Annotated in this window: 24 protein-coding genes; 6 read left to right on the top strand and 18 right to left on the bottom strand. The window is 74.2% G+C overall.

The features are described from left to right. Positions 1 to 54: 54 nt before the first annotated feature. From AC0OO9_RS19870 to AC0OO9_RS19860, 3 genes are read right to left on the bottom strand one after another with little or no spacing between them, the layout of a single operon-like run. Positions 55 to 1260, bottom strand: a complete 1206-nt coding sequence (locus AC0OO9_RS19870; RefSeq protein ID WP_484511504.1) for an aminoglycoside phosphotransferase family protein — start codon at positions 1258 to 1260, stop codon at positions 55 to 57. 56 nt (positions 1261 to 1316) lie between these two features. Next, complete coding sequence (locus tag AC0OO9_RS19865; RefSeq protein WP_484511502.1) at positions 1317 to 2009, bottom strand: ankyrin repeat domain-containing protein; 693 nt, start codon at positions 2007 to 2009, stop codon at positions 1317 to 1319. A 12-nt stretch (positions 2010 to 2021) separates the two neighbouring features. Continuing rightward, positions 2022 to 3254 carry a multidrug effflux MFS transporter gene (locus AC0OO9_RS19860; protein ID WP_484511501.1) on the bottom strand — a complete coding sequence of 411 codons (1233 nt, stop codon included), beginning with the start codon at positions 3252 to 3254 and terminating at the stop codon, positions 2022 to 2024. Between the two features lie 133 nt (positions 3255 to 3387). Here AC0OO9_RS19860 and AC0OO9_RS19855 point away from each other — a divergent pair, with 133 nt between their 5' ends. Both AC0OO9_RS19855 and AC0OO9_RS19850 read left to right on the top strand, forming a co-directional pair. Beyond that, complete coding sequence (locus AC0OO9_RS19855) at positions 3388 to 3777, top strand: MarR family winged helix-turn-helix transcriptional regulator (RefSeq protein WP_327031153.1); 390 nt, start codon at positions 3388 to 3390, stop codon at positions 3775 to 3777. 83 nt (positions 3778 to 3860) lie between these two features. Beyond that, the gene (locus AC0OO9_RS19850) at positions 3861 to 4328 is read left to right on the top strand and encodes a VOC family protein (protein WP_484517992.1); all 468 of its coding nucleotides are present in this window, start codon (positions 3861 to 3863) and stop codon (positions 4326 to 4328) included. A 1-nt stretch (position 4329) separates the two neighbouring features. On the opposite strand, the gene AC0OO9_RS19845 is transcribed toward AC0OO9_RS19850, so the two are convergent. The 5 genes from AC0OO9_RS19845 to AC0OO9_RS19825 form a co-directional block, all read right to left on the bottom strand. Then, positions 4330 to 5133, bottom strand: a complete 804-nt coding sequence (locus AC0OO9_RS19845; RefSeq protein WP_484511499.1) for a hypothetical protein — start codon at positions 5131 to 5133, stop codon at positions 4330 to 4332. 94 nt (positions 5134 to 5227) lie between these two features. Next, on the bottom strand, positions 5228 to 5716 hold the full coding sequence (locus tag AC0OO9_RS19840) for a WapI family immunity protein (protein ID WP_484511497.1): 489 nt from the start codon (positions 5714 to 5716) through the stop codon (positions 5228 to 5230). Positions 5717 to 5811: 95 nt separating this feature from the next. Next, complete coding sequence (gene yidD / locus AC0OO9_RS19835) at positions 5812 to 6231, bottom strand: membrane protein insertion efficiency factor YidD (protein WP_484517991.1); 420 nt, start codon at positions 6229 to 6231, stop codon at positions 5812 to 5814. Between the two features lie 71 nt (positions 6232 to 6302). Beyond that, positions 6303 to 7448, bottom strand: coding sequence for a hypothetical protein (locus tag AC0OO9_RS19830; RefSeq protein WP_484511496.1), 1146 nt, complete (start codon positions 7446 to 7448; stop codon positions 6303 to 6305). Positions 7449 to 7893: 445 nt separating this feature from the next. Then, positions 7894 to 10272, bottom strand: coding sequence for an acylase (locus tag AC0OO9_RS19825; RefSeq protein WP_484511495.1), 2379 nt, complete (start codon positions 10270 to 10272; stop codon positions 7894 to 7896). Positions 10273 to 10444: 172 nt separating this feature from the next. Between AC0OO9_RS19825 and AC0OO9_RS19820 the strand changes: the two genes are divergently transcribed. Next, on the top strand, positions 10445 to 11992 hold the full coding sequence (locus AC0OO9_RS19820; protein ID WP_484511494.1) for a gluconokinase: 1548 nt from the start codon (positions 10445 to 10447) through the stop codon (positions 11990 to 11992). Positions 11993 to 12119: 127 nt separating this feature from the next. After that, the gene (locus AC0OO9_RS19815) at positions 12120 to 13388 is read left to right on the top strand and encodes a serine hydrolase (protein WP_484511493.1); all 1269 of its coding nucleotides are present in this window, start codon (positions 12120 to 12122) and stop codon (positions 13386 to 13388) included. Positions 13389 to 13404: 16 nt separating this feature from the next. On the opposite strand, the gene AC0OO9_RS19810 is transcribed toward AC0OO9_RS19815, so the two are convergent. The 8 genes from AC0OO9_RS19810 to AC0OO9_RS19775 all read right to left on the bottom strand — a co-directional run bounded on the left by AC0OO9_RS19810 (position 13405) and on the right by AC0OO9_RS19775 (position 20752). After that, positions 13405 to 13689 (bottom strand): putative quinol monooxygenase, encoded by a 285-nt coding sequence (locus AC0OO9_RS19810; protein ID WP_484511492.1) that lies wholly within the window; start codon positions 13687 to 13689, stop codon positions 13405 to 13407. 26 nt (positions 13690 to 13715) lie between these two features. Further along, positions 13716 to 14474 (bottom strand): MerR family transcriptional regulator, encoded by a 759-nt coding sequence (locus tag AC0OO9_RS19805; protein WP_484511490.1) that lies wholly within the window; start codon positions 14472 to 14474, stop codon positions 13716 to 13718. Between the two features lie 210 nt (positions 14475 to 14684). Beyond that, positions 14685 to 16865, bottom strand: a complete 2181-nt coding sequence (locus AC0OO9_RS19800; RefSeq protein WP_484511489.1) for a trypsin-like serine protease — start codon at positions 16863 to 16865, stop codon at positions 14685 to 14687. Between the two features lie 148 nt (positions 16866 to 17013). Continuing rightward, the gene (locus tag AC0OO9_RS19795) at positions 17014 to 18528 is read right to left on the bottom strand and encodes a hypothetical protein (protein WP_484511488.1); all 1515 of its coding nucleotides are present in this window, start codon (positions 18526 to 18528) and stop codon (positions 17014 to 17016) included. A gap of 58 nt (positions 18529 to 18586) precedes the next feature. Continuing rightward, positions 18587 to 19696, bottom strand: a complete 1110-nt coding sequence (locus AC0OO9_RS19790; RefSeq protein WP_484511487.1) for a hypothetical protein — start codon at positions 19694 to 19696, stop codon at positions 18587 to 18589. A 103-nt stretch (positions 19697 to 19799) separates the two neighbouring features. Then, entirely contained in the window at positions 19800 to 20273 is a 474-nt protein-coding gene (locus tag AC0OO9_RS19785; RefSeq protein ID WP_484511486.1) for a hypothetical protein, read from the bottom strand. A 57-nt stretch (positions 20274 to 20330) separates the two neighbouring features. Further along, positions 20331 to 20510, bottom strand: a complete 180-nt coding sequence (locus AC0OO9_RS19780; RefSeq protein ID WP_484511485.1) for a hypothetical protein — start codon at positions 20508 to 20510, stop codon at positions 20331 to 20333. A gap of 8 nt (positions 20511 to 20518) precedes the next feature. Further along, the gene (locus AC0OO9_RS19775; protein WP_132233650.1) at positions 20519 to 20752 is read right to left on the bottom strand and encodes a zinc-ribbon domain-containing protein; all 234 of its coding nucleotides are present in this window, start codon (positions 20750 to 20752) and stop codon (positions 20519 to 20521) included. 108 nt (positions 20753 to 20860) lie between these two features. On the opposite strand from AC0OO9_RS19775, the gene AC0OO9_RS19770 reads away from it, so the two are divergent. Together AC0OO9_RS19770 and AC0OO9_RS19765 are read left to right on the top strand one after the other, a co-directional pair. After that, a complete protein-coding gene (locus AC0OO9_RS19770) occupies positions 20861 to 21046 on the top strand; it encodes a hypothetical protein (RefSeq protein WP_484511483.1) in 186 nt (61 codons plus the stop codon). Then, on the top strand, positions 21043 to 21360 hold the full coding sequence (locus AC0OO9_RS19765; RefSeq protein WP_101414290.1) for a helix-turn-helix domain-containing protein: 318 nt from the start codon (positions 21043 to 21045) through the stop codon (positions 21358 to 21360). Before AC0OO9_RS19770 ends, AC0OO9_RS19765 begins: the two co-directional genes overlap by 4 nt. A gap of 74 nt (positions 21361 to 21434) precedes the next feature. On the opposite strand, the gene AC0OO9_RS19760 is transcribed toward AC0OO9_RS19765, so the two are convergent. Both AC0OO9_RS19760 and AC0OO9_RS19755 read right to left on the bottom strand, forming a co-directional pair. Next, on the bottom strand, positions 21435 to 22313 hold the full coding sequence (locus AC0OO9_RS19760) for an SRPBCC domain-containing protein (protein ID WP_484511481.1): 879 nt from the start codon (positions 22311 to 22313) through the stop codon (positions 21435 to 21437). Then, positions 22306 to 22863 (bottom strand): helix-turn-helix domain-containing protein, encoded by a 558-nt coding sequence (locus AC0OO9_RS19755; RefSeq protein WP_484511479.1) that lies wholly within the window; start codon positions 22861 to 22863, stop codon positions 22306 to 22308. Before AC0OO9_RS19755 ends, AC0OO9_RS19760 begins: the two co-directional genes overlap by 8 nt. Positions 22864 to 22900: the final 37 nt, after the last annotated feature.

The raw sequence follows: 22900 nt of genomic DNA, 5'->3' as shown, positions 1-22900 counted from the left end.
ACTGAGGCACCTGGGCGGAGCGGCAGTGTCAGACACGCGACAGTCGACGCGGAGCTACCTGACGGCGTGCCCGTCGCTGGGGGTCGCCGGCCCGAGTTCTGCGAGCGCCTTCGCGAAGTAGGTGTCGACGTCCGTGGCGTGGTAGACCCGCTCGCTCGCCTCGATCCCGTCGAGGAACATCGCGTACACGGCCGCCAGGCGTAGCGCCGCGACCGGCCGCAGCAGCTCCACGGCCCGTTCAGGCTCGCACCCCGGCACGTCGGCCCGCCACCGCGCACACCACTCGGCGAGCACCGGGGCGGCGACATCGTCCGCAAGGCCCTCCACCAGCCGCAGCGCGTCGAAGGCCGGGTGTCCCACGAACGCGTCGCCCCAGTCGATGACCACGTGCCGTCCGGCGTCGGCGCGCACGTTGCCGGGGTGCAGGTCCCCGTGCACGAGGGTGTCCGGCAGGCCACACCCACGTACCTGGTCGAGCCTCGCCGCCAGCCCCGCCAGCAGGGACCGCACCGGCGAGGTGTCCCAGCCGACCAGCCGGTCGCGGATCCAGCCCGGCAGGGCGTCGGCGCGCAGGTCGGGCACGCCCGCCGCGATCAGTTCCGCCACGTCGGGGGCGGAGCGCACCTGCACCGGGTGGAAGTCGGCGGCCATCGCCAGCCGTTCCTCGACGGGTGCGCCGTAGCGGTCCTCGCCGGGCACGTGCTCGATCAGCATCCGGCCGTCGCCGTCGTCGGCGAGCAGCGTCGACGTCCTGCCGGGCGCGGCCCGGCCGAGCCAGCGCAGCACCGCGGCCTCGTGCCGGAAGAACACCGGCACCTGCTTCAGCCAGGCCGTGCCGCCCGGCCCGTCGAGCCGCCAGACCGCCGAGAGGTTCCAGGTGCGCTGCTGAGCGACGGTCTCCGCCGGGCGGCCGAGCCGCCGCAGCTCGGCCGTCGCCCAGGCGAGGCTGCGCGCCGGCCCGCCGGGCTCGGCGTAGGGGGCGCGCAGCGGGTCCGCCGACAGGTCTGCCTCCGCCGGTACGAGCGGCGTGCCGGGCGGCCCGTCGACCTGGGCGAGGTACGTGACCGTGCCGCCCATCGGCTGCGGCGCGTCGCCGGCCAGCAGGCGGAGCACGGCCACCTCGACGCCGTACCGCCGGCGGGCCTCGGCCACGACCGGGGCGACCTCCTGCCACCAGGGCGACGGGACGTCGAACGGCGGCAGGGCGCCCAGCGCAGCGCCGGCGGCATCGACCAGGACGAGGGTCACGAGGCGGGACACGCCGGCACGCTACCGCCGGCACGCGAATTTCGGCGACCGGTTAAGGCAGCGGCCGGTCAGCGGGAGAGGATGGCGACGATCTCGGCGTACCCACGCTGGCGGGCGTGCTCCAGCGCGTCGACGCCGTCGCGGTCGGGCTGCTGGACGCGCGCGCCGGCGGCCACGAGGATCTCCGCGATCTGCTGGTACGGCCTGCTGCCGTCGCCGAGGATCACGCACTCCAGCAGGGCGGTCCAGCCGAGGTTGTTGACGTGGTTGACGTCGATGCCGGTGCGGACGACCCGCCGGACGTAGTCGACGTGGCCGCGTTCGCTGGCGGGGATGACGGAGATCCCGCCGTAGCGGTTCACGATCGTCAGGTCCGGCCCGGCGGGCAGCAGCACCTCCAGCATCGCGACGCTGCCGGTCACGCCGGTCACCAGCCAGGGGGTGTCGTGCTGGTCGTCGAGCGCGTTCGGGTCCGCGCCCGCCTCGACCAGCACCCGGGCGGCGTCGACGTGGTCGTTCGCGGCGGCCAGCAGCAGCGGCGTACGCCGTCTTTCGTCGCGGGTCTCGGTGTCGGCGCCGGCGGCCAGCGCGGCGCGTACCCTCGTCGGGTCGCCGGCGCTCGCGGCGGCGAGCAGGTCCTGGTTCGCTGGTGCGGTCACGGTGTCCTCCGGGGCGGGTGTGGTCTCGGGCGGCGTGCAGCCGGCCGCCGCGAGGGCGGCGAGGGTGAGGGCGAGCAGGGCGCGGCGTCTCACAGTGACCACGGGCGAGCAGCGTCAGGGGCGGCGGGTGCGGGCGAGGGTGCCGACGACGGCGAGGGAGGCGACCGCCGCCCCGGCGAGCACCACGGCCATCGGGACGGCGCTGCCCTCGCCGCCCAGCCCGACCAGCGGGGCGGCCATCGCCCCCACCAGCGACTGGATGGTGCCGAGCAGGGCGGCGGCCGTGCCGGCGTGGGCAGGGTGCCGGTCCAGGGCGAGCGCGGTGCCGTTCGGCATCACCATGCCGAGGGATCCCATGAAGACGAAGAGCGCCACCGCCACCAGCGGCAGGCTGCCGAGCAGCGCGCCCGCGAGCAGGACGGCGGCGGCCAGCAGCCCCACGCCCAGCGGGCGCACCAGCAGCGTGCGGGGCGCGAAGCGGTCCAGCAGGCGGGCGTTGAGCTGGCCGGCGGCGACCAGGGCGAGCGCGTTGACGCCGAAGATGAGGCTGAACGCCCCGGCCGAGACGCCGAAGACGTCCTGGAAGACGAAGGACGACCCGGAGATGTAGGCGAAGAGCGCGGCGAAGGCGAGGCCCTGCGCCAGCGCGTACCCGAGGAAGATCCGGTCGGTGAGGAGCGAGCGGCCGGCGGCGGCCGTGGCGGCGAGGCCGCCGGTGCTGCGCCGCGCGGCGGGCAGCGTCTCCGGCAGCCGCCACGCCACGGCGGCGGCGAGCAGCGCGCCGATCACCGCGAGGGCGACGAAGACGGTACGCCAGTCCCCGAAGCGCAGCACCAGGCTGCCGAAGGCGGGCGCGGCCATCGGGGCGACGCCGAAGACCAGGGTGAGCCGGGAGAAGTACTTGGCGGCCTCGCGGCCGGCGTAGAGGTCGCGCACGACGGCGCGGGCCACCACGACGCCCATGCCGCCGGCGAAACCCTGCGCGAGCCGCGCGGCGGCCAGGGTCTCGGCCGACGGCACGGCCGCGCACACCAACGACAGCAGGGTGTACGCGGCGACGCCCACCAGCACGGGCCGGCGGCGCCCGAAGCGGTCGCTGAGCGGACCGGTGACGAGCTGGCCGAGCGCCATGCCGACGAGGCAGGTGGTCAGCGAGAGCTGGATCTGCGCCTGGCTGGCGGACAGGTCGCGGGTCATCTCCGGGAACGCCGGCAGGTAGGTGTCCAGGGAGAGCGGCCCGAACGCGGTGAGCGTGCCGAGCAGCACCAGCAGCACGACGGCGGCCCGCCCGGTGGGCGCGGCGACGCGCTCGTCCGGTCGGACGGGCGGCGCGGTGGCGTGCGGCATGGCGGTCCCCTCACTGACGGCTCGGCCCGGCTACGATAGCTCTGACTACAGAGCTATTTCGGCGTCGGAGGGCCTGACTGTGACGGACGAGACGGTCGACCTGCTCGGCGGAGCGCTCGGTGACCTGCACCGGATGCTGCGCCGGACGGCCACCCAGCGGGTCGGCCGCACCGCCCTGCCGGACGCCCAGGTGGAGGTGCTGCGGCTGGTGCAGCGGCGCCCGGGGATCGGCGTCCGCGAGGCCGCCGAGCGGCTCGGCACCGCGCCGAACACGGTCAGCACCCTCGTCGGCGAGCTGACCACCGCCGGGCTGCTGCACCGCGAGCGGGACCCGGCCGACCGGCGCACGATCCGGCTGGAGCTGACCGACGCGGCGCGGGAGCGGATGGCCGCGTACGGGCGGCACCGGCGCGACCTGCTCGCCGCCGCGCTGGCCGAGCTGGACGCCCCGGACCGCGAGACGCTGCTCGCCGCCGCCCCGGCGCTGCGCCGCCTCGCCGACCGGATGACGGGACGGGGCTGAGCCACCGGAGCCGCAACGGCCGCCGGTTCGACGCTACGGTGACGGTGGACGGTGCCGGGTCGTAGCTGGAGGGTCGCCGGGTGATGGAGCAGCGGATCAGCCTCGTGACGCTCGGCGTCGCCGACGTGGCCAGGGCACGCGCCTTCTACGAGCGGCTCGGCTGGCGCGGCCAGGAGGTCGAGGAGACCGTCTTCTTCCAGGCCGGCGGCCTGGCGCTGGTGCTGTGGAGCCGGGAGAAGCTGGCCGCCGACGCGGGCGTGCCCGACCTGGGCACGGGCAGCTTCGGCGGGACGACGCTGGCGCAGAACGTCCGCTCCCGGGCCGAGGTCGACGCGCTGCTGACGGCGGCGGCCGACGCCGGGGCGGAGGTGACCGTGCCGGCACGCGAGACCTTCTACGGCGGCTACGCCGGCTGCTTCGCCGACCCCGACGGGCACGTCTGGGAAATCGCCTGGAACCCCGGCTTCCCTCTCGGCCCGGACGGCTCACTCACCATCCCCGACCTCGGTGCTGGTGCGGGTCCCGCCGAGGCCGGCCGAGGCCCGGAATGACTCAGGCGTCCGGCCGGCGGGCCCGGGTGCGACGACGCCGCGACCTACCGGGACCGCGCCGCCATCGGGCAAGGGTCGCCACGGTGATCAACCCGGTGCCCAGCAACGCGATCACCGTGCCGACGATCCACTGGGTCACCGCCCAGCCGCCGCGGGTCGCCTCGCGCGCGGTGTAGGCGCCCGTCCTGGTCACCGTGAGCTCGATGTCCACCCGCTCCCGGGGCATCAGCAGCGTCTCGGAATCGCCCGCGAGAACCGACACGCTCGCGACGAGCGGGTACGTGCCGGGTCGGGCGGCCTTCACGAACCAGGCCCAGTAGGCCACGTCGTCGCGTTCGGTCAGGGGCTGTGCCGGGTCCCCGGTCGCGTCCACCGACCTGACCGTCATCGCGTCGGGGTTGCCGCTCGTCAGGTCGACCCGCACCCGGGCTCCGAGCGGGACCGCCACCGGTTCGCGGCTCGCGTCCGGAACGGGGCCGGTCCCGGACGTCGCCGTGGCGGCCGGGCAGGCCACACCGCTGTCCGGACCGCACGCCCAGATCCCGATCCTGCTCTCCTCGCCCACCCGCACCCGCCGCTCGGCCGCCACGTGGAGGGTGCCGGGAAAGAGACCGGACCGGTCGGCGCGGATCCGCGCCTGGTACTCGGCCTGGTCGGAGGGCCCGCCCACCTCGTCCGGCGAATAGACGATGGCGGCGACGGTGAAGGCCAGTGCCACGAGGGTGACCCCGGCACCGAGCAGCGCCACCATCCAGACCCGTCGCGGCGGCCACCGTCGGATCTCCGTCCGCTCCTCGTCGGCCATCCCGCCCCCTGCGGTTCGTCGTCCGTCCAGTGTCGTCGTCACCACCCACGAGGTGGCCCGGTAGCCGGAAAGTCGACTTGCGAGCGGCCGACCGTCAGCAGGTGGCGCGGCGGGGGTACGCGTCGGTTTCCCGCGCCCACTGCTCGGCGGCCACGGAGAGCGCGTCGGCGGAGACGGTGAGCGTCAGCGGATAGACCGCGCCCGGCGGCTGCCGCCGCATCCACGGCGGCAGGGACTCGTACGCGAACTCGACCGTCAGCGCGAGCCTGCGGCGGCGCAGTACGCGGGTGCGGAAGGCCAGGTTCGGCTCGGTGAAGCGGGCCACCGCCAACGGCTCCGCCGGGTCACCGGTCGTCTCCGCCTGCTGCCGCAGCCAGCCCGCCAGCGCGTACGCCTCGGCCACCGTCAGGCAGGGTTCGAGGTGCGACCAGGCCTGCCCGTCGGCGGTGCGGGCGTCGGTCTCGACGAGCAGCCAGTCGTCCCACTCCGCCGCCTCGTCCGGGTCGTCCGGCGGCTCGACCCCGGGCTGGTAGCCCACCGGCCGGATCCTCACCCGGGCACCATCGTCGGAGCGGATCTCCATCCTGTCATCATGACCGATCCCGAGGCGTCGATGGGGGCATCCCCGCAGCTCAGGGCGCCCCGGCGAACAGCGGTCCGGGGCGCCGGCCGCCCCGGTCAGCGCACCGGGTCGTGGGTGCCGCGCGGCACGTCGGGCCGGCAGCGGCGCACCCGGTCGGCCGCCATCCGCCCGCCGACGGCCAGCCCGTGGCGCTCCACGGCGGCGAGCCCGTACGCGCTGCACGTCGGGGTGAAGCGGCACTGCCCGGGCCAGCGGTGCGACAGCCAGCGCCGGTAGCCAAGGATCGCGGCCCGCCCGGCCCGGTCCACCAGCGGCCCCCGCCCGGCGGCGACGGTCGGCGGTGCCGGGGCCCGGCCGGGCGACACGAGCCGGGCGACCAGCGCGCCCAGGGTCAGCAGGGTGGAGAAGAGCCCCAGGTCGCAGCAGGGGATGTCGCAGTTGCAGGCGTCGCAGTTGTCGAAGCGGCTCTTCTTCTTGCGACGCTGGCCGCTCGGGAGGTAGATCACAGGGAACATCATGCGACTTCCGCGCCACCCCGAATTCCTCGGATGGCGTGCGCACGCCCCGGTGGTGGCCGGCCCGGTGGTCAGCGCCAGACCGTGCGGCGCACGCCGTCGTGCCCGGCGCAGGCGTCGCGCCGCCCGCCGGTGAGGCTGACCGAGCCGTCGCCGCACTGCACCAGGTAACCCCGGCCGGCCCAGAACCCGGGTACGCAGTCGAACCAGTCGCAGACGTCGACGGCCGGCCTGCGGATGCGCTCGCCGCCGCAGAAGTCGTACCCCATCGGACTGGTCGGGGCGCCGCAGAGCCGCTCGCGGACGGGCGTCGGCGTGGGTGCGGTCGTGCCACGTCGCGGCTTCGACGCGGCGGGCGGCACCTTCGCCTGCGCGGCCGGGAGGGCGACCGGCGGGGCGACGAAGGTCGGCGCGGGGGTCGCGGCGACGGCGACCTCGGAGCCGGTCGGGTCGACGGGATCGGTGTCCAGCAGGGCGGCGGGCACCAGCAGGGCGATGCCGGCGGCGACGGCCACGGTGCGCCGGCCGCCGGGCACGAACGCGAAGGGCTGGGCCTGCGCCGGGGTCGCGATCTGCGGCCGGAACGGCTTGAGCTGCGCGTGCTCGGCGATCGCCTCGTCGAGCTGGTCGAGCACCGCGCCGCGCTGCTCGATGGCGTCGGCGAAGGCCAGGGTCAGCTTGAACCGGAAGTCGGCGGCGACGTCCGCCGGGAGCATCAGGCCGGAGGTGCGCCGCCGGTCCAGCACCTGCATGAGGGTGACCGGCGCGTGCGGGTCGTGGGCCAGGCCGGTCATCCTCCCGTACGCCCAGTCGCGCCGGCCGCGACCGCCGAGCAGCACCAGTCGGCGGTTGGTGATCACCGCCATGCCGGCGTCGGCGACCCGGACGCCGTCCGGCCTGCGGGGCCGCGGCGGCGCGGCCGCCGGGGCGACCGTCAGGTCGGGCGCGGGCAGCACGGTGGTGTGTCGCACCTCCACCAGCTGCGCGGCCGGCAGCACCCAGAACACCACCTCGTCGGGCGCGAGCTCCAGCGCCAGGCCGGCGCCCGCCGCGGCCGAGCCCTGGAACTCCTCGGCGAGGGTACGCAGGCGGCGCAGTTCGTCGTCGCGTCTTCGCCATGCCTTGTCGGCGCTGCGGAACTCCCGCCGCCGCCGTTCGTTCTGCCGGTGCGCCCACCGGTACCGCCACGTGGAACCCGTCGAATCAGTCCTTGCCATGCCGACTCCTTCGCCGCGCAGGCCACCAACCGGGGTGTCACAACCGTCAACGGTGACAACGGCCGACGGGGACACGCCGCAACGGGCAAAATGGCCGAACGACGGGCGAAAACGGGCGATAGGTGGATTTCATCGCATCGTTTCGCATCAGTCGGGCGTGTCCGGCGGCACACCCCACCGCCCACCGAACAGCACCACGAAACCGGACACCGGTCCCGGACGGTCGGGGGCCGGTGGAGATCTTGGTACGGAAGGGCCCCTGGAAGGGCCGGTTGTTGCCAAGATCTGAAAGGTGACCAGCGCGCGGACGCGAGAGTGGGCACCGACGGGCCACACCCCACCACGACAAACCGCAACCACCCCACGCAGCGCAGCCACTCCCTGCCCGTCAACGCGGTCGCGCCCGCCCGGTCGCGGTGACCGGACGGGCGCGAACGATCGCGGGTCAGTGGCGGCGGCCCTCCCCCACCCGGTAGGTGCGCAGGTTCGGGTCGGCCTTGATCTGCGCCTCCGTGTATTTGATCGTGTCCCAGCCCTTGCCCGAGTAGAGGCGGGTCTGGTCGCCGTACCAGGGCGAGTTCGGGTTGCTCGACTGCGAGTAGGTGAGGATCTGCCGCCCCGAGGGGCCGTTGCGGCCCAGCTCGACGGCCATCACGAAGGACGAGCCGTGCACCACCTTTGGGTAACCGACGCCCGGCGCCAACGGACCGATGATCATGTTGAACACGCCGGCCTCGGCGCGTCCGCCGTGGATCGGGATCCGCCGGTCGCCGCGCGGCTCGGTCTGGATGTCGCCCAGCCGCGCGTCGAGCGGGATGCCGGCGAGCTTGCGGACGGCGTCGGCGAGCGCGGTGAGCACGCGCGGGTCGGCGGTGTCGAGCCGGCTCGGGGTGCGCACCGGGTCGGCGGCGTCGAACGCGTCGGCGAACCGGATGCCGCCCGACAGGGCGAACTCGGTGAACAGGTGCGCGCCGCGGCTGTCCAGGTCGACGCGCAGGTCCCAGCCCTTCAGCGCCGCGCAGGCCCCGCGCAGGTCGACAGTGGTCCCGTCGGAGGCGGTCGCGGTGGGCTGCGCGGCGCACAACGCCACCAGGTCGTCGCGCAGCAGCTCGCCGCCGTACGCGCGGTTGCCGAAGACCGTCTGCCAGAGCCGGGACGTGGTGTAGCCCCGCCCGGGCAGCCCGTCGGTGCCGGCGAGCCGCTCCCGCACCTGCTCCACGCCGAGGCGCGTACGCAGGCTGCGCTCGGTGCGCTCGTTGCCGACGATGCGCGGGAAGCCCTCCAGCGGCGCCTCCGGGTTGGCCAGCCAGTGGCTGTCGTTGGAGTTGGTCACGTAGTCGGCGCGGAACCGGATCGGCAGGTTGGCCGGGCCGAGGATGCCGGGCACCGCCGCGTCGCGGTCACGGCCCAGCGCACAGGCCGACCGGGAGCCGTCGAGGACGGCCTGTCCGCTGCTCGCGTAGAGCGGCTGGAACGGCGCGGGGATGCAGGCGGCGGCCAGCGCGTCGGTGACCCGGGGCACCACCGAGTGGTCGGCGTAGAGCGCCTCGCCACGGGCGTCGGCGGCGATCACGTTGACCCAGGGCAGGAACTGGCGCCGGTCGAGGACCTGCTTCAGCTCGCGGACCGTCTTCGCCCGGCCCATCTCGAGCCAGCCGTCGAAGGCCCGGTTGTTCGTCGCGTTGACGTCGGTGATCGCGTAGGCGGCGGTGGTGGTCCAGTCGAAGGTGCCGGGGACGACGACCACCGGACCGAAGTGGGTGTCGTGGAAGGTGCGGCTGACCGGCACGGTGCCGCCACCCGGGGCGGGCACCTGGACGGTGACCGTGCGGGTGGTCATCTTCCGGGCCCGGCCGTCCACGTAGTAGGACGTCGGGTCGCCGGGGACCAGCGCGAGCCGGTGCCAGACGAAGCGGCGGGCGGTGGAGACGGTGTGGCTCCAGGCGAGCGTGCGGTTGTGCCCGATCTCGATGATCGGGTCGCCGATGAGCGCCGCGCCCTCCACGTCGTAGTGGCCCGGGACCTTCAGGTGCATCCGGTAGAAGCGTTCCGCCCCCTCCCACGGGAAGTGCGGGTTGGCCAGCACCATCCCGCCGCCGTGCGTGGTGGCCCGCGCGCCCAGCCCGTACGCGTTGCTGCCGACGCCGGCGGGCGCGCCGTCGCGGGCGGCGACGACCGCCGCGGCGCCCGGCGCGTCGAGGGCGGCGGCCGGGCCGGTGGCCGTGGGCGGGGCGGCGGCGACGATCCCGTCGAGCACCGCCCGGGAGCCGGCCCGGACCATGCTGGCCCAGCTCGCGCGCCACATGTCCAGCTCGGTGAGCGGACGCACCCACGGCTTGCCCCGGCAGGCCGGGTCGGTGAGGTTCGCCGCACCGGTGCGACGCAGATAGCTGTTGTAGCCGGCGACGAAGCCGCGGATCTGGTCACGGACCTCGTCGGACGGCGAGTGCACGCCGTCGCGGGGCCCCTGCAGCAGCCGCTCGGCGGTGCGGTCGTCGATCGCCTTGCGGAAGAACAGGTCACTGCGGACGTTCGCGTCCGTGGGGCCCGCCGCTCCGAAGTAGCGGGACCGCTCGGCGTTGACCGTGACGGCCTTCTCCGCGATGACGCAGATGTTGTCCTCGGCCTGGACGTGGCCGACGCCGAAGCCGAGGCTGGCGAAGGTGCGGGCGGTGATGTGCGGGACGCCGTACGACGCCCGACGGATCTCCGCCGAGTAGCCGCCGTCGTGGTGCCGCGCGGCGGCCGGCGGGACGCCGGCGACCGCTGTGGTGGCGACCGTGGCGAGGGTGGTGACCAGTGCGCAGAGCGGCCTTGGCCTCATCGGGACTTCCTCCCGTCCGGGGGACGTGTGAGAAGTTCACACGACCGGCATTCTCGCCGGGCGCGGGCGTGCCGAGGAAGACCCGACCGGGAAACCGGGTTGTTCCCCCTACGGACCACCCGGGGGCTGGGTAACGTCGGCGGCAGCCAGGGCCGACGAGGGGGTGGGACCGGTGGGCGACCCGCTCCGCCCGGTGGTGATCGGCGTCGACATCGGCACCACCAGCACCAAGGCGGTCGCGTACGACCTGGACGGCACCCTGCTCGCCCACCACTCGGTCGGCTACCCCCTCGACGAACCCTTCCCCGGCTACGCGGAGCAGGACGCGCGGCACATCCACACGGCGGTGCTGGAGTCGGTGCGCGTGGTCGTGGCGGAGCTGGACCGGCCGGTCGCCGGGCTCTCCTTCGGCACGGCGATGCACAGCCTGATCGGCCTGGACGCGGACGGCCGCCCGCTCACCCCGTCGCTCACCTGGGCCGACTCGCGGGCCAGCCGGCAGGCCGAGCGGCTGCGCGCGGTCCCGTCCGGGCTGGCGCTGCACCGCCGCACCGGCACCCCGGTCCATCCGATGGCGCCGCTGCCCAAGCTGCTCTGGTTCGCCGAGCAGGAGCCGGTGCTGTTCGGGCGGGTGGCGTACTGGGTGGGCATCAAGGACTGGGTGCTGCTGCGGCTGTGCGACGCGCTGGTGACCGACCACTCGGTCGCCTCCGCCACCGGCCTGATGGACATGCACCAGCTCTCCTGGGACGAAGAGGCGCTCGGCGTCGCCGGGATCACCGCGGAGCAGTTGCCGGAGCTGGTCCCCACCACCACCGTGCTGCCCGGCCTCACCGCCGAGGCCGCCGCGGCGACCGGCCTGCCCCGGGACACGAAGGTGGTCGTCGGCGCCGGGGACGGCCCGCTGGCCAACCTCGGGCTCGGCGCGGTCGCCCCGGGCGTGATGGCCTGCACGATCGGCACCAGCGGCGCGATGCGGGTGATGGTGGAGCGCCCCGGCGTCGACCCGCTCGGCGGGGTGTTCTGCTACGCGCTGACCGAGCAGCGCTGGGTGGTCGGCGGGGCGATCAACAACGGCGGCGTCGTGCTGGAGTGGACCGGCGACGCGCTCGCCCCGGAGCTGGGCGAGGACGCCGAGGAGGAACTGCTGGCACAGGCCGCGCTGGCGCCGGTCGGCTCCGGCGGGCTGATCATGCTGCCGTACCTGCTCAGCGAGCGCGCCCCGCACTGGAGCGCGCTGCCGCGCGGCGCGTACGTGGGGCTGACCCACGGGCACCGCCGGGCGCACCTGGTGCGGGCCGCGCTGGAGGGCGTCTGCCAGCAGTTGGCGCTGGTGCTGGCCTCGGTGCGGGCCGCCGGCAACGAGGTCCGGGAGATCCGCGCCAGCGGCGGCTTCGCGCGCAGCCCGCTGTGGCGGCAGATGCTGGCCGACGTGCTCGGCACGCCGGTGCACTTCCCCGCCACGCGGGAGGGCTCCGGCTTCGGCGCGGCGCTGCTCGGCATGGAGGCGCTGGGGCTGATCCCGTCCATCGAGGTCGCCGCCCACCTGGTGCGCATCGAGGAGACGGCACGCCCGGATCCGGCCGCCGCCGCCACGTACGCCGCCCTGCTGCCGCTCTTCGCCGGGCTCTACGACGCGCTGGTCCCCACGTTCACCTCGCTGCGCCGCCTCGCCCCGGGCCTGACCCCGGCACCGGCACAGGCACCACCGAAGCGGTAGGGGCGCCGCCTCGCCCCGGGGCCTGCCGCCGGCACCGGCGCCGCCGACCGCCGCGGGGCGCCGCCCGGACGGGTGACGCCACCGGGGGCAGGCACGTCCACGACAACCGCCTCCATATGGTGCAAACGTGAGCAAAGCAGACAAGAGGCGTTCGTCTTCCCGGTGGACGGCTGTCCGCGTACCGCTGGCGGTCTTCACGGCGCTGACGCTGGCGGCGGACCCCGCAGCGGCGGACGGCGGCGGACCGGGCCCCGGGCCCGAGCGGCCCCCGGCCGCCTCGGCGGCGTGGCTGGCCTTCCCCGGCGGGGTCTTCTCGGTGGACACCCGCACGCGCACGGTGCGCTACCGGGCGTGCGACGGCGACACCGGCCGGGCGTCCGACCCGGACATGCGGATCACCGACCGGGCCGCGCGCGGCACGCTGGTCGTCGACGGCACGACGTACGCCTACGACGTCCCGCTGGTCGGCCGCCGGTGGGGCACCCTGGAGCTGCTCCGCCACGGCGCCCGGCCGCAGCGACGGACCGGCCCGGTGGTCACCGATCCCCCGCCGCCCACCGACCCGGTCGCCGGCCGCCGCCTGCTGCCGCTGACCGGTCGGCTCCGGCAGGTGGTGGACGCCTCAGCCGGCACCAACCCGGCCGGCGTCACCGTCCGCGACCTCTCCGGCCGGTACGGCGGCCAGCAGATCGCGGTCGACGGCACGTTCCGCCCCAAGGCGGCCAGCGTGATCAAGCTGTGGATCCTCGTGGAGCTGCTGCGTCGGGTCGACTGCGGCCAGGTGTCGCTGGACGAGGGCGTGCTGGTCACCCCGGCCGACGTGGTCGACGGCACGGGCGAGCTCCAGCACGAGACGTTCCCGCAGGTGGTGAGCCTGCGTCGGCTCGCCGAGTACACGATCGTCTACAGCGACAACACGGCCGCGAACGTGCTGATCGACCACCTGCGCGGGTTCGGGCCCGTCAACGCGCTCGCCGACTCGATGAACCAGTGGCAGACCCTCCTGGGCCGCAAGTTCCTCGACGAGGACGCCGCCCGGCGCGGCGAGGAGAACTACACCAGTCCGGACGACGTCGTCTCGCTGCTGGGCGCGGTCTGGGACGCGCAGATCCTCACCCCCGCCTCCCGGGACCTGCTGGTCGGCTTCATGCGGCGGCAGACCCTGAACACCAAGATCCCCGCCGCGCTGCCGCCCGGCGTGCCGGTCGCCCACAAGACCGGCGACCTGCCGGACGCCTCCCACGACGTGGGCTACTACCTGATCCCCGGCTCCGAGGTCGCGGTCGCGTTCCTCACCGCCGGCCCGATCGCCACCGGCGACGAGGTCGTCCGTCGCCTCGCCCGCACCGTCTACGACCACCTGGTCGCCCCCGCCGGGACCGGCCGGACGCCGTGACGCCCCGCCGGCCCCGTCAGGGAGCCTCGACTCCGGAGATCAGGTAGCGGTGCACCTCCGCGCCGCGGATCGCCACCGCCTGCTCCGTCGAGGGGCCGGAGCCCCGGAAGTCGAGCAGCTGCTCCTCGGACTCCCAGCGCTCGTGGACGTTGATCCGCCCCGGCTCGACCAGGTCCGCGCCGATCGCGAAGTCGACGCAGCCCGGCGCGGACCGCGCCTGCCGGACGACCTCCACGCAGCCGGCCAGGTAGGCGTCCCGCTGGTCCGGGTCGACGTAGAGACTGCCGGCGACGATGAACACTGCTGACCTCCGGGTACGGCCGCGCGTCAGGCGCGGGTGATGGCGTTGGCGTGGATGGCCTCGCCCAGGTAGGCGGCCATCCCCGGCCTGATCGTCTCGAAGTACGCGGTGAACCGCTCGTCCGACACGTACATGTCGGCCAGACAGGCGTGCAGCTCGAACGGGCAGTCGTAGAACCAGCGGCTGATGAGCTGCCGGTGCTCCTCGGCCAGGTCCATGGCCGCCGGCCCGTCCGCGGGCGCCCCGGAGGCCATCACCTCGACGAACCGCCGCGCCCAGTCCTCGTTCTCGGCCTTGTTCCGCAGCCAGTCGTCCCTCGTGTAGCGGGCGACCCGCTCGTTCGACTGGCGGTACGCGTCGGTGTCGCCCCAGCGCTGTTCGACCTCCTCGGTGTGCGCGTCCGGGTCGAAGTCGCCGAAGACCTCGAACCGCTCCTGCGGGGTGAGTGGGATGTTCAACTTGCTCGCCTCCATCGCGAACTCGATCGCCGCGACCATCTCCTGGAGCTTCCTGATCCGTACGGACAGCAGCTCGTGCTGGCGGCGCAGGTGCGACGCCCGGTCACTCGCCGGGTCGTCGAGGATCGCGGCGATCTCCTCCAGCGGGAACCCCAGCTCCCGGTAGTAGCGGATGTGCTGCAACCGGTCCAGGTCGGCGTCGTCGTAGCGCCGGTAGCCGGTGCTGCTGCGGCCACTGGGCGAGAGCAGTCCGATCCCGTCGTAGTGGTGCAGCGTCCGCACGGTCACGCCGGCCGCCTTCGCGACCTGTCCCACCGTGTAGGCCATGGTTCCCTCCCTTCCGCCACCGAGGCTCCCGCCTGCCGTTACGTGAGGGTCAAGCCCGATTCTGCGCCGCCGGCCACCCCGCCGGCCGGCGCATCCGGGGACCGGCCCGCTCCGAGGCGCCCGCCGGGGGCGTCGCCTCCCGGAACGACGGTGCGGGCCGCCCGAGGATCGGGCGGCCCGCACCGTCACTGTGGTGGGGCGGTCAGGCGGTCACCAGCGGCGGCCGTCCGGCCAGGCGTCGTACGGGCGGGCCGACAGGATCGGGTCCCAGCCCGTGCTGGCCGGGGCGTTGGGCAGGTGGGGCTGGATGTCCGCGCCGCTGCCGTCGAACGGGCTGGCGTCGAGGTAGGTGAGGACCTGCCCCGAGTCGAGCCGCTTGTGGTAGAGGCCGCCGCCCGGGCTGAAGAGCGACTTCGTGTCGCCCCAACCGCTCGCGGCCAGATCCGCCGGGGTCCACGTCCCGGCCGCGTCGATGACGTACGCCAGCAGCTTGCCGCCGCTGGTCGTGCCGAGGATGCGGCCCGGGCCGGGGGCGGCCAGCGAGGTCAGCGTGAAGTTGCCGGTGATCGTCTTCGCGTTGACGATGTCGGCGTAGACGGGCTTCGCCTTGGTCACCGTGTAGCGGCGCAGGGTCGCGCCGGCGAGGCCGTAGAGCGAGCCGTTGCCGTCGTAGGCCAGCCGGTCCTGCGTCCATCCGCCCGACAGGGTTTCCGTCCTGGTGAAGGTCAGCGGGTCGGTACCGGTGACGTCCACGCGGTAGAGCTGCCCGTCGACGCTGGTCACCAGGAGGGTGTCGGCGTTGAGGGCGGCCATCGCCTTCGGGGTGATGCCGAGCGGCTCCGCCGAGACCACCGTCCGCTTGGCACCGGTCACCGGATCGACCGCCGTGTGCGACAGCCGCCCGTCCGGCTTCGTGCCGAAGACCGACACGGTGCCGCTCCAGGGCCGCGCCGAGATCAGCCGGTGCGAGCTCCACGCGCCGTCCGTGACGCGGGCAGCGCCCTCGAAGACGAGGTCCGCGCCACTGCCGTCGAACGGGTTGGCGTCGCGGTAGCGCTGGAGTCCTCCGACCGGGTGCAGGACGTAGTAGACGCCCCCACCGGGCGAGGTCAGGAGGGTGGGCTGGTCCCAGCCGGTCGTCTTCAGGTCGGAGCGTGACCAGGCGTTCGCACCGCTGCCATTGATCTTGTAGGAGATCAGGTAGCCGGTGCTCAAGGTGCCGAGGATGCGACCGGCCCCGGGCGAGGCGAGCGTCTTCAGGCCGAAGCCGCTGCTGATCGTGGTGTAGGTGCCGATCTGGGCCAGCGTCGGCTTCGCGCTGGTCACGGTGTAGCGCCGCAGCGACGAGCCGGAGAAGATGCCGTACAGCGAGCCGTAGCCGTCGTAGACGAGCCGGTCGTGGCTCCAGCCGTCGCCGAGCAACGTCATCGTGTACGTCAGGTCGACCGCGTCCGCGACGTCCACCCGGTGCAGGTTGCCCACCTGGTCGGTCATCAGGATGGTGTTCGCGTTGAGCGTGGCCATCGCCTTGGGCTGGAAGGGCAGCGCCGCCGCGGCCGTACGGGTGGCCCGCACGGCGTCGACGCCCGTGTCGAGCGCGTGCGAGACCAGGCGGAAGGCGGTGCCGTCCTGCACGACGGCGAAGAGGTGCACGTCGGCGACCTGCCAGCGGATCCACTGCTCGAGGTCGTCGACCCGGGTCGCGGTGGCGCCGTCGCGGGTCTCGGTCTCGGCCAGGCAGCCCTTCTGCCACGAGGTGCTGACGATCGCGACCAGTTGGGAGTTGTCGCGGAACGCCGGGCCGCCCGCGTCGCCCTTGCAGAGCGCCGCGCCGGCCGAGGCGCCGAGCAGGTCGACCGACGTGGCGTCGACGTCCTGCACGGTGAACGAGCCCTGGTGCAGGTTGTCCGGCACCCATTCGGTGGCCGTGCGGCCGTAGCCGGTGACCGTGAGCGTCTCGGTGGCCGACGGCGGCGTGTTGGCGAGCGCGACCGGCGGCACGTCGGTGACCGGGGCGGCGAGGCGGACCAGGGCGACGTTGCGGTCCGGGTGCGGGGCGACCGCCGCCACCACACGTTGGTGGCCGGCGGTGCCGGTGAGGTCCGCGCGACCCACCACCACCGTGGTCGGCCGGCTGGGCGGGCCGGCGGCGACCGGCGCGTTGCCCTCGGCGAAGCAGCTCTTCGCCGTCAGGACCCAGTCGGAGTCGACGAGCGCCCCCGAGCAGGCGCGGAGATCGCCGAAGGTGACCTTGGCGCTGAACCGGTAGGTGCCGTCCGGTACCGGCTGGGCACCCGTGACGGCCTGGGCGGAAGCGCCGCCCAGCAGGCCCGCCGTGACCGTGGCGGCGAGCAGGGCGGCGCCCCATCTACGCGTTCGGTGAACTGACAATGCATCCCCCGTGAGTTGAGCAGACTCGTGCCCGAACCGACTGCGGCCGATTCGATCTCGGTGGATGCTATCGGGGCTGCCACGGCGGGGAGACCCCTGCGCGCATAGGCGTCCGAGACGGGACAAGAGGTCCGTCGGGTGCGGGTCGTCAGCGGCCCTCCGACGCGGGAGCGTCGTCCGCGTCCCCGGCCCCGCCGCCGGCGGCGGCGGGCGGTCCACCGTGCGTCCACGGTGTCTCCTCGACCGCCGGGAACGCCCCCGCCGGCATGAACGCGTCCGACAGCGTGGTGTAGCAGAGCCGCTCCCCCACCTCGGGCACGCTGCCCGGCGGCGCGGTCAGTCCCCGGCCCATCCCGCCGGAGAGCTCCAGCACCACCTCGGTCTTGCCGTCCGCCGCCGGGGTCACGAAGACCACCCGGGCCTTCTGCGCCGGCCGGGCCGGCGAGTACAGCGTCGCGCCGGTCGGCACCGACACCGGCTCGGTGGTGACCAGCTGGATCCGGGGCCGCAGCACCGGCCGCTTCCCGGTGTCGTCCACCCGCTTCGGGTCCGCCAGGGTCACCTCGCCGACGAACGCCTCCCCGGTCAGCCGGTGCTCCGCCATCACCAGCGGGTCGTCGTAGGCGCGCTGCACCGCGTAGGAGGTCAGGGCCCGTTCCAGCCGGTGCAGCCGCTGGGCGGCGGCGACCGCCCCGTCCCGGCGGGGTTGCGGCGCGCCGCCGGAGTCGACGTGCTCGGCGTAGCCGGTGAAGGCGTCCTTGTCGCCGTCCCACCGGCCGGCCACCCGGGCGCCCGGGGGCAGGCCGCGCAGCAGCCCCACGCCGCGCCACATCAGCTCCCAGGTGGGCGCGAGCTGGTCGTGCAGCAGCCGTTCCAGCTCCGCGTACGCCCCGGCGCGCGCGACCGGGTCGTCCTCGGCGGCGGCGTACGCGGCGATGGCCGGGGCGAGCCACCGGTTGTCGAAGTCCGGGTCGGTGGCCGGGCCGGCGGGCGGGCAGGTCGCCGGGTCCTCGGCCCGGGCCGCCGCCTCGGCGCCGGTGAGCCCGGCGGACGGGTCGATCCAGCCGAGCAGCGCCGGCAGGTGCAGGTCCTCCACCACGCTCTGCCCGGTGGCCCAGTGCAGGGCCAGCGCGTCGGTCATCGCCAGCAGCGCCGACGAGCCGGGGTGCTCGGCCCGCTCGGCGAAGAAGGTCAGCCAGCGCCCGAGCACCGGCACCGACGGGTGCACCGGATAGTCCCCGTCGGGCCGGCGGAAGCGGGTGGAGCGGCCGAACAGCCGCAGGAAGGTGATCCCGGCGGGGTTCGGCACCAGCAGCTGCGGGGCGTCGACGTGGCGGTAGCGCACGTCCCTGCCCCGGTCGACCGGCACCGCCTCGGAGACGCCCCGGAAACCGTCCAGGTAGGGCAGCACGATCCCGGCCAGCTCGGCGGCGAACGCGAACCGCTGGTCACGGTTGCGGGGCTGCGGCACGATCAGCAGCCGCGCCGCGCCCGGGGCGTCGCCGACCAGCGCCGCCAGCGGCGCGTTGGCCTCGCCGGCCATCGCCAGCGGCACCAGCACCAGCGGCCGCGCGGACAGGTGCAGGTGCCGGACGGTGGCCACCGGCTGCGCCACCCCGGCGGCGAGCGCCTGGGCCCGGGCGAACGCGCGGAGCGTACTCACGCGGGCCCGCCCCGCCCGGCGGCCGACGCCCGGGCGGTGCCGGAGGCGTACGGCGTACTCATGCGGGGGTCCCGGTGAGTGCGTCGGCGCGCAACCGGGCGGCGGCCCGCAGCAGCGCGGCGGCCTCCTCCTGCCCGGGTTCCGGGGTGCGCTCGCCGGCAGCCAGCGCCAGCACGTCGTCGACCTCCGCGACCCCGCCGAGCGCCTCCCGGACCGGCCGGCCCAGCGCCCCGGTGTGCCCGCGCGCCTCGTGCCGGCAGAAGTACGCCAGCTCGCAGGCCGCCAGGCAGTCGGGCGCGTAGCGGGCCTGCACCTGCGACAGCGCGTCGAGCAGGGCTGCGGGCTCGACCGTCAGGTCGGCGGTGAAGTCCTCGGGCACGGCGGCCAGCAGCGCGTCGAGCCGGGCCATCCGGTCGAGCTGGCGGCGCAGCACCAGCAGCTGCTTGCGCACGTCGACCAGGCTGGCCACCGGCTGGAGGGCGAAGTCGCGCGGGCAGACCAGCACCGCGTCGTGCGACACCAGTTCCGGGTCGTGTCCGGCGGCGGCGAGCAGCTCGCGCAGGGCCAGCACGTAGACGGCGGACTGGATCGCGGCGGCGGACACCTTGGCCGGGTCGGCCTGGCCGTCGACCACCGGGAACGACTTGATCTCGACGACGTGGAACCGGCCGGCGAGCCGGGCGGCGACCAGGTCCGGCTCAAGGTGCACCCGGCGGCCGGCGACCTCCAGGCCGAGCAGCGGGTGGTCGAACAGGGCGGCGGTGTCGTCCGTCCCGCCGGGGGTGGCGCCGGTCAGCAGCGCGGCGGAGCGGCGGTGCCGGGCGGCCGTGTCGTCCTCGACGCCGTCGCCGAGGTCCGTCCAGCTCGCCGCCGCCGGCACCGGTACGCCCAGCCGCTCGGCGACCAGCCGCAGCAGCTCGGCCCCGCCGTCGGCCTTGACCTGCGCCTCGAACGCGTTGCCCCGGGTGATGGCGAACCGGGACTGCCCGAACCGGGCGGGAAAACCGATCCGCTCGGCCAGCTTCGGCTTGTCCACCCCCGCGCCGTCCAGCACGGCCCGCCGGGTGCAGCCCGGGTTGCCGGTCAGGGCGGCGATGGTGCGCGCGTTGTGCCGCCTCGGTGGCACGCCGCCGCGGATCGCGGCCAGTCGTTCCTCGGTGCTCGTCACGATCCGCCACGATAGGCGGTCGCCGCCGCCCGCGCCCGGCGCCGCCCCGGCCGGTGGCACCCGCCGCAGCCGTCAGCCCGGGGACGGACCGCGCGGAACCGGCTCAGAGCAGGGTGGTGAACGGCCCCAGGAAGCCGCAGCAGATCAGCCCGAAGGCGCCCAACGTGACAAGCGCGATGCTGTAGTTCGACCAGAGCCCGAACTTCGTCACGTCGGTGCCGTACCCGTCGTAGGCGCGGTTGCGCCAGCCGCCGAAGCGGAACGACAGGTGGTAGGCCGCGCCGGGATGGGCGACCAGCGTGGTGGTGATCAGCGGCAGACCCATGAAGTCGGTGTACCGCACGTCGAGTGACCCGGGAGGAATCACCACGTACCAGGTGCCCTCGCCGGGGATCGGCACCGCCTGGCCGTTGACCTTGAACTTGCTCGTGGCGGTGGCGGGCACGATGTACGGGCCACGGTTCACCGTGACGGCGAGCACCGCGTAGCCGGGCGGGGGCGCGATCGGGTGGGGGTACGCCATCGGCGTCACGGGGCCCGGCACGTGCGGGTACGACGCATGAGGGGGGTACGACACCGCCACATCCTGGCACGACCCCACCAGTCCGCCGCGCCTCGGCGGATCACGGATCGGTCAGCGCCCGGCGGAGCGGTTCCAGGGCGAACGGGGCAGGGCGGTGCCGGCCAGCGGCCGGCGGTCGCGGCGACGACGGCGGCGGCCGGGGGTGCACGGCGGCCGGGAGACGGTGTGCACGGGTGCGGGCACGGGCACGGCGGGCTGCCGGCCGATCAGCCAGCAGAGGAAACGGGCCATCGGTGGGCTCAGCCGACCGGGAGGCGCTCGGCCTCCGACCGGGAGATGTCGTACTGGGCGCCGCAGAAGGTGCACTGCTGCACGTAGCGGGTGCGGATCGGGATGAGCGGCACGAAGAACAGGCTGAACTTCGTCGATCGGCGCGTGATCACCTGTGCGGCCTGGTTGTGGCAGTTGCGGCAGACCTGCTGCACCACGCCGGACTGGCTGACCTTGGTGCGGAGCCCGAAGATGAAGAACATCGCCCCCCAGTACCCACCAGAGGCCCGACTATCACCTCGACCTTCTCGACCCTCCGCGACGAAGGCCACACCCACACGCAGGGGTATAGCGCTCGGTATACTCGGCTAGTGGGGCAGGACGAGTGGGACATCTTCGTGGTGGACGAGGTCCACGAGTGGATAGACATCCTGCTCGTCGCCGGCGACAAAGCGGGCCAGTGGGACAGCTGGTACCGACAGGCCATTCCACTGGCCGAGCAACGCTATGAGATCTACCTGAAGGAACGAACACAGCAGGAGGGGGGACGACGGTGAGCAGCCACGTGCGCTGGAAGGACATCCGGGCGGAGTACGTGCGCCGCGCGGGTGGCGAGGATGCGGTGCGGGCCGGCAAGGAGGAACTCCTCGCCGAGGTCGTCGGGCATCGCTTGGCCGAGATCCGCCGTGCCCGGGGGTTCACCCAACAGCAGATCGCCGAACGCATGGGCGTCACCAAGGGCCGGGTCTCCCAGATCGAGCAGGGCAGGATCTCCGGCCAGGACGTGGTGGCCCGCTACGCGGCAGCCCTGGGCGGGCGACTGCATCAGGCCATCTACTTTGACGACGGCGACATCGCCGCCATCGCCTGACCACACGAAAGTGCCTGGCCCGCTCCATGCGGCCAGGCACTTTCCGTCGTACGCCCCGAGCCCGGGGGCGTACGTCAGCTCGTCGCCTTCGCGGGCTGGGGTTCCAGGCCCGGCACCTCCGCGGGGAGCCAGATCGGCTGCCAGTCCTTCATCTCGTGGAACCGGCGCAGCTCGAACAGCGACGAGACCGACCCGGCCCACGCCCCGTACGGCGGGTTCTGCTCGTCGAAGCCGGACTGCACGAAGGTCAGCTTCGTCTTCCCCTGCGACTCGGCCAGCTCCCAGGTGCTGACGCCGGTCGGCCCCCAGTCCACCGACAGCTTCCGGCCCGGCTCCAGGTCGACGACCTTCGCCGCGTAGCCGTGCTCGAAGCCGCCCATGGCGTAGCGACCGCCGACCCAGGGCTCGATGCCGATCGGGTAGCCGAACCAGGCGCTGGCCTGCTCGGAGTCGGTCAGCGACTCGAACACCTTCGCCGCCGGTGCGTCGATCAGCAGCTCGCCGCGCATCTCGGCGGAGGCGAAGTCGACCTTCGGCAGCAGCGACTGCCCCGCCAGGTGGGCGGCCAGGTTGGCGAGCGACAGACTCCAGAACGTCTGGAGCACGCCCCGGATGCTGCTGCCGCTCATCGCCTCGGCGAAGTCGAAGTGGCTCTGGGTCAACGTCAGCACCGTGGTCCCGGGGCCCTCCGCGCGCAGGGCGAACTCGGTGGTGGTCTCCACCCCGTCGAGCAGCCAGGCGAAGCGCAGCGTGTCGTCGTCGACGTGCAGCAGCCGCTGGTGCGGCGCGTCGCCCTCCGGGGTGTGGCGGCCCCAGAACTCGTACCGTCGCGGCAGCTCGACCTCGGCATGCTCGGCGAGCCAGACGCGCAGCTCGGCCGGGTCGGTCAGGGCGCGGCGGACGGCCTCGGCCGGCGCGGCGAGACGGACGGGCAGCCTCATCGATTCAGTCACGTTCTTTCCCCTTCGGGTAGCAGGCCACGGCGAGCTTGAAGGCGTCGCCCTCGGCGCCCCCGTAGCGGGTGAACAGGTCCTGCAGAGTGCTCTGCAGGTCGTGCAGGAACTGCTGGCGAAGCTCCGCCGGCACCCGGATCTCGCCGGCGACCCCGACCGAGGGGAGTTCGGGGGCGGTGCGGTCGAGCCCGGCGATGTCCTCCTGGACCTCCTCCATCAGGTCCAGCAGGTAGCCGAGGCTCAGCTCGTCGCGGGCCCGGCGCAGGCCGATCCGGCCGACCAGCCGGGGTGACAGCCAGTAGGACCGGGCGGCGGCCTGGTAGATGCCCTCGGTGATGCCCCGGACCTTGCGTTCGCTGACCAGCTCGACCAGCCCGGCGGCGACGAGCTGCTTGACGTGGTAATAGACGCGCTGCGGCGTCTGCTCCAGCCGGGTGGCGACCTCGGTGCAGGTGCGCGGCTCGGCCAGTTGTCGCAGCACCTCGACGCGGTGCGGCTTGAGCAGGACCTCGGCCTGCTCGATCTGTTCCAGGTACAGGACGTCTCTCATGGCAAAATCAGTTTGTACGTACAAAATTTATTTGTCA

It is taken from the genome of Micromonospora sp. USAFONa4 (genome assembly GCF_057197825.1).
The sequence above is the reverse complement of the archived record's forward strand: the minus strand, read 5'-3'. Positions and strand labels throughout refer to the sequence as shown.